At 72.1% G+C, this 9,324-nt stretch carries 7 protein-coding genes; 1 reads left to right on the top strand and 6 read right to left on the bottom strand.

Annotated features, from left to right (window positions below; all coding sequences use genetic code 11):
- Positions 1-44 precede the first annotated feature (44 nt).
- Positions 45-1,535, bottom strand: a complete 1,491-nt coding sequence (locus B8460_RS04240) for a 4-hydroxyphenylacetate 3-hydroxylase family protein (RefSeq protein ID WP_048860329.1) — start codon at positions 1,533-1,535, stop codon at positions 45-47.
- A 95-nt stretch (positions 1,536-1,630) separates the two neighbouring features.
- On the opposite strand from B8460_RS04240, the gene B8460_RS04235 reads away from it, so the two are divergent.
- Complete coding sequence (locus B8460_RS04235) at positions 1,631-2,389, top strand: 2OG-Fe(II) oxygenase (protein ID WP_084623224.1); 759 nt, start codon at positions 1,631-1,633, stop codon at positions 2,387-2,389.
- Between the two features lie 11 nt (positions 2,390-2,400).
- On the opposite strand, the gene B8460_RS04230 is transcribed toward B8460_RS04235, so the two are convergent.
- The 5 genes from B8460_RS04230 to B8460_RS04210 form a co-directional block, all read right to left on the bottom strand.
- Positions 2,401-3,150 carry a glucose 1-dehydrogenase gene (locus B8460_RS04230; protein WP_048860328.1) on the bottom strand — a complete coding sequence of 250 codons (750 nt, stop codon included), beginning with the start codon at positions 3,148-3,150 and terminating at the stop codon, positions 2,401-2,403.
- The gene (locus B8460_RS04225; RefSeq protein WP_148360340.1) at positions 3,140-4,288 is read right to left on the bottom strand and encodes a CaiB/BaiF CoA transferase family protein; all 1,149 of its coding nucleotides are present in this window, start codon (positions 4,286-4,288) and stop codon (positions 3,140-3,142) included. Before B8460_RS04225 ends, B8460_RS04230 begins: the two co-directional genes overlap by 11 nt.
- A 5-nt stretch (positions 4,289-4,293) precedes the next feature.
- Complete coding sequence (locus tag B8460_RS04220; protein WP_241771106.1) at positions 4,294-5,742, bottom strand: aldehyde dehydrogenase family protein; 1,449 nt, start codon at positions 5,740-5,742, stop codon at positions 4,294-4,296.
- A 119-nt stretch (positions 5,743-5,861) separates the two neighbouring features.
- A complete protein-coding gene (locus B8460_RS04215; protein ID WP_048860325.1) occupies positions 5,862-7,589 on the bottom strand; it encodes a thiamine pyrophosphate-binding protein in 1,728 nt (575 codons plus the stop codon).
- Positions 7,586-9,163, bottom strand: coding sequence for an AMP-binding protein (locus tag B8460_RS04210; RefSeq protein ID WP_048860324.1), 1,578 nt, complete (start codon positions 9,161-9,163; stop codon positions 7,586-7,588). The genes B8460_RS04215 and B8460_RS04210 overlap by 4 nt, the downstream gene beginning before the upstream one ends.
- Between the last annotated feature and the right edge of the window lie 161 nt (positions 9,164-9,324).

Raw genomic sequence — 9,324 nt, 5'->3', positions numbered from 1 at the left:
CCCTGCCGATTCACTCAGAAGGGCTACCGCTCTAACCGGCCCCGCTAATCGGCGGCCTCCGCGCTGGTCTGGCCGGGGATCGGCGGCAGCAGCGCGTTCATCAGGCGGGTGCCGGCGTCCCAGTCGAAGGTGCGCAGCGCGTGGCCGCGGGTAACGAACTGCGCGCCGGCATAGAACTTCTCGTACTGCACGTGGCGGCTGGCGAACTCGCTGCCGATCGCGTCCCAGGCGAGCTTGAAGAACTGCACCCGCTCGAACGGCGCGGCGGAGGGCGACGACTGCGTGCGCGCGATGTCGGCGGCGATCGCGGGGTCGCGCAGGTCGGCCTCCGACGAGGGGAGCATGATCAGGCCGCCGCCGGCGAGTTCGCGCAGGCTGTCGATGAAGCGGGGATAGAGCTGCTGCGTCAGCACCTGCGCGCTGTAGAGCATGGCGCGGTCGGGGACGTAGTAGTCGCCCCATTGCGTACCCTTGGCCTCCATGCCGCAGAGCAGCCCCTCGACCATGCCGACCTCGGCGGCGAGCTGGCCGAGCGCCTCGCGCACCTGCGGCATGTTGGACGTGCCGTTGATCTCCGTGATGCGCCGGCCGACCGCGGCGAGGAAGCGCATCTTCACCAGCAGGCGGATCTGGCACTGGTAGTTCTGCAGCACGTGCGCGGGCGTCGCGTGCCACATCGCCTGCATGATCTTGAGGTCGCGGGCGGCGAAGACGCGGTCCCACGGCACGCGCACGTCGTCGAAATAGGCGACCGCGTCGTTCTCGTCGAAGCGGCTGGCGAGCGGGGCGTCGAAGGGCGCGCCGCCATGCGCCTCGTAGCTGCGGCGCGACAGCAGGCGCAGGCCGGGTGTGGCGATCGGGATGACGAAGGCGACGGCGTGCGCCTCGTCGCCGGGGGCGAGGGGCTGGATGCAGGAGACGAAGATGTCGTTGGCCATCACGCTGGCCGTCGCCAGCATCTTGGCACCGTGCACGGTGATGCCGCCCGCGTCCTCGTCCACGATCGCGAGCACGAGGCCGGGATTGGCCTGCGCGTGCGCGGCCTTTGACCGGTCGGCCTGCGGGTTGATGATCACGTAGGTAAGGTAGGCGTCGCGGGCACGGGCATCGGCCACGCAGTCGCGCAGCGCGGCGGCGCGGCGGCGGTCGTATCCCTCGAACACCTCGATGCCCATCTCCATGCCGGTCAGGCAGGAGGCGACGTGGTCGGGCGAGCGGCCGATGAAACCGGCATGGCCCTCCGCCCATGCCTCCAGCGCCTGCCGCCGTGCCAGCAGGTCCGCATAGGAGCGCGGCGCCTGCCACGCGCGGTTGACGCGGCGCCCCTGGCCGCCGGGCAGTTCGTAGGTCAGGCGTTCGACGGCGCCGGGTGCCGCCTGCGCGTCGTACAGCGCGGCTGCGGAGGCGACGGCGCCACGGAAGGCGGGATCGGTGGTCACGTCGGCGACCCGGCGCCCGTCGATGCGCACGTCCCGCCCGTCGCGCAGGGCGGCGAGATGGTCGGCGCCGGTCTTGATCGTGGTGCTGCCTGTCATCGCGGGCCCTCCGCGCGCATCTTAGACGCGGCGCGGGCGGGTTTCGACCGCAAGATGCGGGACGACGCAGCGTCGCGGGCGGAAGAGGATGCGCCATGGCCGGGACGCGCGCGCGGGACATAACGGGGGATGGCGGCTGCGGTGATGGCGGGCTCGCGGCACGGGTGGGCGCCCTCGACTGGACGGACGTGGCGGCGCGGCTGGATGCGGAGGGGTGGGCGGTGCTGCCGGGGCTGCTCGACGCGGCGGCGTGCGGGGCGGTCGCCGGGATGTACGGACAGGACGCGGCGTTCCGCAGCACGGTGGTGATGGCGCGGCACGGGTTCGGGCGCGGCGAGTACCGGTATTTCGCCTATCCGCTGCCGGAGCCGGTCGCGGGGCTGCGCGGGGCGCTGTATCCGCAGCTTGCCGTGATCGCCAATGGATGGGCGGCGGCGCTGGGGCAGGCGGGGCGCTACCCGGCGCGTCACGCGGACTGGCTCGCCACCTGCCATGCGGCCGGGCAGACGCGGCCGACGCCGCTGCTGCTGCGCTATGGCCCGGGCGACTACAACTGCCTGCATCAGGACGTGTACGGCGCGCTGGTGTTTCCGCTGCAGGTGGCGGTGCTGCTGTCCGAACCGGGGCGGGACTTCACCGGCGGGGAGTTCGTGCTGACCGAGCAGCGGCCGCGGATGCAGTCACGCGCCTGCGTCGTGCCGCTGTCGCAGGGCGACGGCGTGGTGTTCGCGGTGCGCGAGCGGCCGGTGCGCGGGACACGCGGCGTCTATCGCGTCGCCATGCGCCACGGCGTGAGCGCGCTGCGCGGCGGCGTGCGGCACACGCTGGGCGTGATCTTCCACGACGCCGCCTGAACGCGCGGCGGTCAGACGGTGCGGCCGCCGTCCACCGGCATTTCGATCCCGGTGATGAAGGCCGCCTCGTCGGAGGCGAGAAACACCGCGGCGGCGGCGATGTCGGCGGCTTCCGACAGGCGGCCGAGCGGGATCGTGGCGATGAAGCGCGCGCGATTCTCCGGCGTGTCGGGCTGGCCCATGAAGGATTCCAGCAGGCCGGTCGCGCCGATCACCGGGCAGATGGCGTTGACGCGGATGTTCGACGGCGCGAGTTCCACCGCGAGCGATTTCGACATCAGGTTCACCGCGCCCTTGGACGCGTTGTACCAGGTCAGGCCGGGGCGGGGACGGATGCCGGCGGTGGAGCCGATATTGATGATCACGCCGCCGCCCGCCGCCCGCATCGGCGGCACCACGGCGCGGACATAGTGGAAGATCGACTTGACGTTGACGGCGAAGACGCGGTCGAACTCCACCTCCGTTACGTCGAGCAGCGGCTGGTTGCGGTGCGTTGTGCCGGCGTTGTTGACGAGGATGTGCGGCGGGCCGAAGGCCTCGGCGGTGGCGGCGAGGCTGCGCGCCACGTCCGCCTCGCGGCTGACATCGGCCGCGATCGCGATCGCCTGTTTGCCGATCGAGGCGGCGACCCGTTCGGCCGCGTCGCCGCGCAGGTCGACGACGGCGACGCGCGCCCCCTCCGCCGCGTAGCGTCGCGCGATCTCCTCGCCGAAGCCGCCGCCCGCGCCGGTGACGATCGCGACCTTGCCGTCAAGCCGCATGGCGCGCCTCCGCGAATTCGGCGCGGATGGCCGCGTCATGGGCGCCGAGCGCGGGGACCGGGCCGAGCGGGCGCGGCGCGCTGTCGACCAGCGGTGCCGGCGCGATGATCGACGCGGTGCCGCCCGGTGTTTCCACCGGCACGCGGCGCAGGGCCGGGTGGTGCGGCAGGTCGGCGACCGACTTGACGAAGCCATAGGCGATGTTGCCGGCGTCCAGCAGGCGCGCCGCCTCCTCCCGGCTCAGCGTCGCGAAGAAGCGGGCGACGAGGCCGTCCACCTCCGCGCGGTTGGCGACACGGATCGTGTTGGTCTCGAAGCCCGGCCGTTGCGGCAGGTCGGGCTGGTTCAGCACGACACGGCAGAAGGTCGCCCATTCGCGCTCGTTCTGGATGGCGATCAGCACGTCGGTCCCGTCCGCGAGGGCGAAGGCGCCATAGGGCGAGAGCGAGGGATGCGCGAGGCCGACGCGCGGCGGCGCCTTGCCGGTGCCCTCGAACCACAGCAGCGGCACGTTCATCCAGTCCGCCATGCCGTCGAACAGCGAGACCTCGATGCGGCTGCCCTCGCCGGTGACGCCGCGGGCGATCAGCGCCTCCAGCACCGCCGCGTGCGCGTTCATGCCGCATGCGACGTCGCAGGCCGAAACGCCGACCCGCCCCGGGCCGGCGGGATGGCCGGTGATGCTGGCGAGCCCGCTTTCCGCCTGCACCAGCAGGTCGTACGCCTTCATGTTGGTGTAGCTGTTGTTCGCGCCGTAGCCGCTGATGTCCACGGTGGTCAGGCGCGGGTGGCGGGCGCGCAGCGCGTCGGACCCGAAGCCCGCGCGGGCGGCGGCGCCCGGGGCGAGGTTCTGGATGAAGACGTCCGCCCGCGCGAGGATGCGGTGCAGCAGCGCCGCGTCCTCGGGCTTCTTGATGTCGGCGATCAGGCTTTCCTTGCCGCGGTTGAGCCAGACGAAATAGGTGGACTGCCCCAGCGCCGCGGTGTCGTAGCCGCGCGCGAAATCGCCCTCGGCGCGTTCGACCTTGATCACCCGCGCGCCCGCGTCGGCGAGGCGGGAGCTGCAATACGGGGCGGCCACGGCCTGTTCCATCGACAGGACGAGCAGCCCCTCCAGCGGACGGCGCTTGTCGGCCATGGCGCTCATACCCCGTGCTTGATGGCGATGGTCTTGAGCGCGCCGTAGCCGTAGAGCGCCGCAAAGCCCTTCTCGCGCCCGTGGCCGGAGCGCTTCATGCCGCCGAACGGCAGCTCGATGCCGCCGCCGGCGCCGTAGTTGTTGACATAGACCTGCCCCGACTGGATGCCGTGGGCGAGGCGCATGGCGCGGCCGAGATCGCTGGTCCACACGCCGGCGACCAGGCCGTACGGCGTCGCGTTGGCGATGCGCAGCGCGTCGGCCTCGTCGCGCATGCGGATGGCGACCAGCACGGGGCCGAAGATTTCCTCCTGCGCGAGGCGGTGATGCGGATCGACGTCGCCGATCAGCGTGGGCTTCACGTAGAAGCCGGCCGGCGGGACGTTGGTGCCGATGCTGCCCTGCGCCAGCACGCGCAGCCGGTCGCGCTCGGCGACGGCGAGGTAGTCCTCGATGCGGGATTTCTGCTGCGCGTTGACCACCGGGCCGACATCGAGGTCCTGATCGGCGGCACCGACCCGCAGCGCGGTGAAGCGCTTCGCGAGGTCGGCGGTGAAGCTGTCGTAGATGCTGTCCTCGACCAGCACGCGCGAGCCGGCGCTGCAGGTCTGGCCGGCGTTCTGGGTGATCGCCTTGACCACCGTGGTCGCCGCCTCGTCCAGGTTAGCGTCGGCGAACACGACCTGCGGCGACTTGCCGCCGAGTTCGAGGGTGACGGGGATGGTGTTCTTCGCCGCCGCCGCCTGCACCAAGGTGCCGACCTCCGGCGAGCCGGTGAAGCTGATATGGCCGATGCCGGGATGGGCGGACAGCGCCGCGCCCGCTTCCTCGCCGAGGCCGGTGACGACGTTGAAGCTGCCGGCGGGGAAGCCCGCCTCCTCGGTCAGCTTGGCCAGCATCAGCGCGGTGAGCGAGGTGTCCTCGGCCGGTTTCAGCACGATGGCGTTGCCCATCGCCAGCGCCGGGGCGACGGAGCGGCCGGTCATCTGCAGCGGGTAGTTCCACGGCACGATATGGCCGGTGACCCCATGCGGCTCCCACACCGTCATGACGGTGAAGCCCTGCTGGAAGGGGATGATCTCGCCGTGCAGCTTGTCGGCGGCGGTGCCGTAGTATTCGAAATAGCGGGCGCAGGCGGTGACGTCGGCGCGTGCCTGGCTCAGCGGCTTGCCGACGTCGTTGCTCTCCGCCCGGGCCAGCGCCTCCGCGTCGCGACGGACCAGCTCGGCCATGCGGCAGAGCAGGCGGCCGCGGGCGGTGGCGTCGAGACGGCCCCAGTCGCCCGCGCGGGCCGCATGGCCGGCCTGCACCGCCGCGTCGATGTCGGCGGCGGTGCCGCGGCCGATGCGGCCGATTTCCTGCCCGTCGGAGGGGTTGATGACCGGCAGGGTCTGCGCCGTGCGGCGCCATTCGCCGCCGATGAAGATGCGGTCGGTGTCCATGCCAATGCTCATTCTGTCCCGCTCCCTTGTCCGGTCAGGCGGCCGGAGGGCCGTCGCCGCCCGCGTAGGCCGCCCATTCAGCATCCGGCGGGCCGGTCTGCCAACCCGCCCGCCCGTCGGTGCGCCGCGCCTCAGCCCGCCCGCCAGCGCCGCTCCGCCTCGTCCCAGGCGGCGAGGGGTTGCAGATCGGGCACCCAGGCGAGGCCGGTCTTGGCGTCCGACGACACGGCGTCCGACGTCACGACCACGTCGAGCAGCGCCGGGCGGCGATGCACCCGCGTCTCCTCGATCGCGCGGGCGATGGCGGGGCCGAGCTGCGCCTCGTCCTCCACCCGCTCGGCATGCATGCCGAAGGCGCGGGCCATGGCCGCGTGGTCGGCGTGCTGCAACTGCGTGCCGACGACCTTTCCCCAGGTCACGGTCTGGTCATAGACCTCGATCTGCCAGGCGCCGTTGTTGGCGACGACGAACAGCGCCGGGGCGCGGTGGCGCACCGCCGTGTCGAGTTCGATCGCGTTGAAGCCGAAGGCGCCGTCGCCGGTCGCCACCACCACCGGCCGGTCCGGGAAGGCGAGGCTCGCCGCGATGCCATAGGGCACGCCGATGCCGATGCAGCCGAACGGGCCGGGGTCGAGCATGGCGGGGGCGGAGAGGCCGACGCGCGCGAAACTCAGGAAGTCGCCGCCGTCCACGACGGCGATGCCGTCCGGGTCCAGCGCCGTTTGCAGTGCCGCGAGCACGCGGTTGGGGTGCAGCCGCCCGTCACCGCCGGCGGGGGCGGTCGCCATGGTCCGGCGCAGCTTGGCCGCGCGCTCCTCGTGCCCCTGGCGGAGCTTCGCCGCCCAGGCGCGGTCGAGTGCCGGGACGCGGTTGCCGGCGGCGTCCAGCAGGGCGCGGAGTGCCGCCACGGGCGAGGCGAGGACCGAGACCTCCCCGCGCCGGTTGTCGCGCAGCTCGCCCGGCACGTCGCCGATGCGCACGAAGCGCGCGTCGCCGAACACGGCGGGCGAGCCGTAGGCGAGCTGGAAATCGAGGCGGCGGCCGACCGTGAGCACCACGTCCGCGTCACCCATCACCGCCCCGCGCATCGCCGCGACGACCGAGGGGTGGCTGTCGGGCACGAGGCCGCGGCTCTCGCCGGTGTCGAGATAGACGGCGCCGAGCCGGTCGAGCAGGGACACGAGTTCCGGCCCCGCGCCGCGCGCGCCGCGCCCGGAGACCACCAGCACGCGCCGCGCGCCCCAGAGCAGGTCCGCCGCCTCGGCGATGCGGGCCGGATCAGGGAGCATGAGGGTGCGCGGGCGGGCGCGCAGATGCTCGTCCATCTGCACCGGCTTCGGCACGATGCCACGCACTACGTTGACGGGGAAGTCGATATAGACCGGGCCCGGCTCGCCCGCCTCGCCGTGCGCGCGGGCGATCGCCTCGTCGAGTTCGGCAAGCGCGAGCGCGGGCTCGCGCACGGTGCGGGCGTAGCGGGTGATCGGGCGGACGATCTGCGTGTGGTCGATGTCCTGCAACCCGCCGCGGTTTTCCTGCGCGGTCGGGCTGGTGCCGGAGATGATCAGCACGGGCGCGCGCGAGACATGCGCGTTGGCGATGCCGGTCACCGCGTTGGTCACGCCCGGCCCGGCGGTGACGAGCGCGACGCCGAGCGTGCCGGTGAGTTCGGCATGCGCCTGTGCCATGTGCACGGCGGCGCGTTCGTCGCGGACATCCACGATGGCGATGCCCTCGGCGTCGAGCGCCATCCAGATCGGCATGATGTGCCCGCCGCACAGGGCGAACACGCGCTCCACGCCGCGCCGGCGCAGCAGGCGCGCGACGAGGGAGGCGACGCTGTCGGGATCGTTTTTCACGTGGGCGCTCCGTTGCTGTGCGTGTCGCCGCCGGCGGCGAGAGTGGTCTTGAGCACGCGGTGCAGGATCTTGCCGGTGGCGGTGCGCGGCATCGCCTCCTCCGTCATGAAGGAGACGCTGCGCGGCCGCTTGTAGCCGGCGAGCCGGTCGCGGCAGAAGGCGAGCAGGTCCGCCTCGGCCACCGACGCGCCGTCATGGGGGATGATGACGGCGTGCACGCGCTCGCCCCATTTCTCGTCGGGCAGGCCGATCACGGCCACGTCGCGCACGGCGGGATGGGCGCCGAGCACGGCCTCCACCTCCGACGGATAGATGTTCTCGCCGCCGGAGATGATGAGGTTGCTCTTGCGGTCGACGAGATGGATGTAGCCGTCGGCGTCGCGCCGCGCCATGTCGCCCACGCTGCAATAGTCGCCGCGGAACGCCTCGGCCGTCTTCTCTGGCATCTTCCAGTAGCCGTCGAAGGTCCACGGGTTGCACGAGAACAACTCGCCCGCCTCGCCGTCCGGCACGTCGCGTCCGTCGCCGTCGAGGATGCGGATCGGCGCGGAGCCCACGCATTCGCGCCCGACCGACCCGAGCTTGGTGAACTGCTCGTGCGGATGCAGCATGGTGACCCAGCCCGCCTCGCTCGATCCGTACAGCTCGAACAGGCCGGAATTGCGGAACATCTCCATCACCGCGCGCTTGGTCTCCTGACGCGCGGGGGCGGAGGAGATCAGCAGCTTCGCCACGCGGCCGAGATCGTGGCCGGCCCAGGCAACGGTCGGCAGGGCAAGCATCATCACGTAATGCGTCGGCACCAGCGAGGTGAAGGTCGAGCCGCCGGTCGCCAGCGTCCGCACGCAATGCTCGGCATCGAAGCTGCGCCGCGAGTAGATCGCCGTCTCCGCGCCGCAATAGGCGAAGGCGCCGAAGAAATTGAGCGAGTTGGCGTGGCACATCGGCATGACGAGCAGGGATGCGTCCTCGCGCCGCAGGCTGAACTCCACCTCCGTCATCAGCGACAGCAGGGCGGCGGCGCGGTGGCTGCGGATCACGCCCTTCGGCCGGCCGGTGGTGCCGGAAGTGTACATCAGCGTCCAAGGATCGGCGGGCGAGATCGCCTGCGCCGGCTCATCGTCCGCGGCGCGGGCGATCAGGTCCTCGTAGGCATGATTGCCGGCGGGGGCGGCGCCGATATGCACGATGCGTCCGGCCGGCATCGGCAGGTCGGCGCGGATTTCCTCGACGAGGCCGGCGAGCGCGTCCTCCACCACCAGCGCCGCGACCTCGGCGTGGTCGAGGATGGCGAGGATCTCGCGCGCGACGAGGCGGAAGTTGATCGGCACCGCGACCAGCCCGGCCTTCGCCGTCGCGGCATAGAGTTCCGCCCATTCGACGCGGTTGTAGGCGAGGATCGCGACCCGGTCGCCCTTCGCGAGGCCGAGGCCGAGCAGGGCGTTGGCGAGGCGGCACGAACGGGCGTTCCATTCGCGGAACGTCATCGCGCGTTCGAGGTCGCGGGCGCCGATCTTGTCGGGCACCAGCCTGGCGTGCACCGCCAGCATCTGCCCGATGGTCAACAGGTCCATGACGGGGTCTCCGCGGTCTAGCGGTTCACGAGCCGGGCCGGGATGGCCAGGATCAGCAGCCCGCTCGCGGCCATCACCGCGGCGAACAGGGTGAGGCTGGCGGCGTTGCCGTGGGTGAGCGCGGCGAGCCAGCCGACGATGTTGTTGGTGGTGAAGCCGGC

The sequence above is a fragment of the Acidisphaera rubrifaciens HS-AP3 genome, assembly GCF_000964365.1.
Taxonomy (GTDB): domain Bacteria; phylum Pseudomonadota; class Alphaproteobacteria; order Acetobacterales; family Acetobacteraceae; genus Acidisphaera; species Acidisphaera rubrifaciens.
Note: the sequence above shows the minus strand (reverse complement) of the source record. Positions and strands in the feature narration are given on the sequence as shown.

What these genes read in the sequence shown, in the direction of transcription:
- B8460_RS04240 (WP_048860329.1), bottom strand. Translation starts at nt 1,535, where the DNA reads ATGACAGGCAGCACCACGATCAAGACCGGCGCCGACCATCTCGCCGCC.
- B8460_RS04210 (WP_048860324.1), bottom strand. Translation starts at nt 9,163, where the DNA reads ATGGACCTGTTGACCATCGGGCAGATGCTGGCGGTGCACGCCAGGCTG.
- B8460_RS04230 (WP_048860328.1), bottom strand. Translation starts at nt 3,150, where the DNA reads ATGCGGCTTGACGGCAAGGTCGCGATCGTCACCGGCGCGGGCGGCGGC.
- B8460_RS04220 (WP_241771106.1), bottom strand. Translation starts at nt 5,742, where the DNA reads ATGAGCATTGGCATGGACACCGACCGCATCTTCATCGGCGGCGAATGG.
- B8460_RS04235 (WP_084623224.1), top strand. Translation starts at nt 1,631, where the DNA reads ATGGCCGGGACGCGCGCGCGGGACATAACGGGGGATGGCGGCTGCGGT.
- B8460_RS04225 (WP_148360340.1), bottom strand. Translation starts at nt 4,288, where the DNA reads ATGGCCGACAAGCGCCGTCCGCTGGAGGGGCTGCTCGTCCTGTCGATG.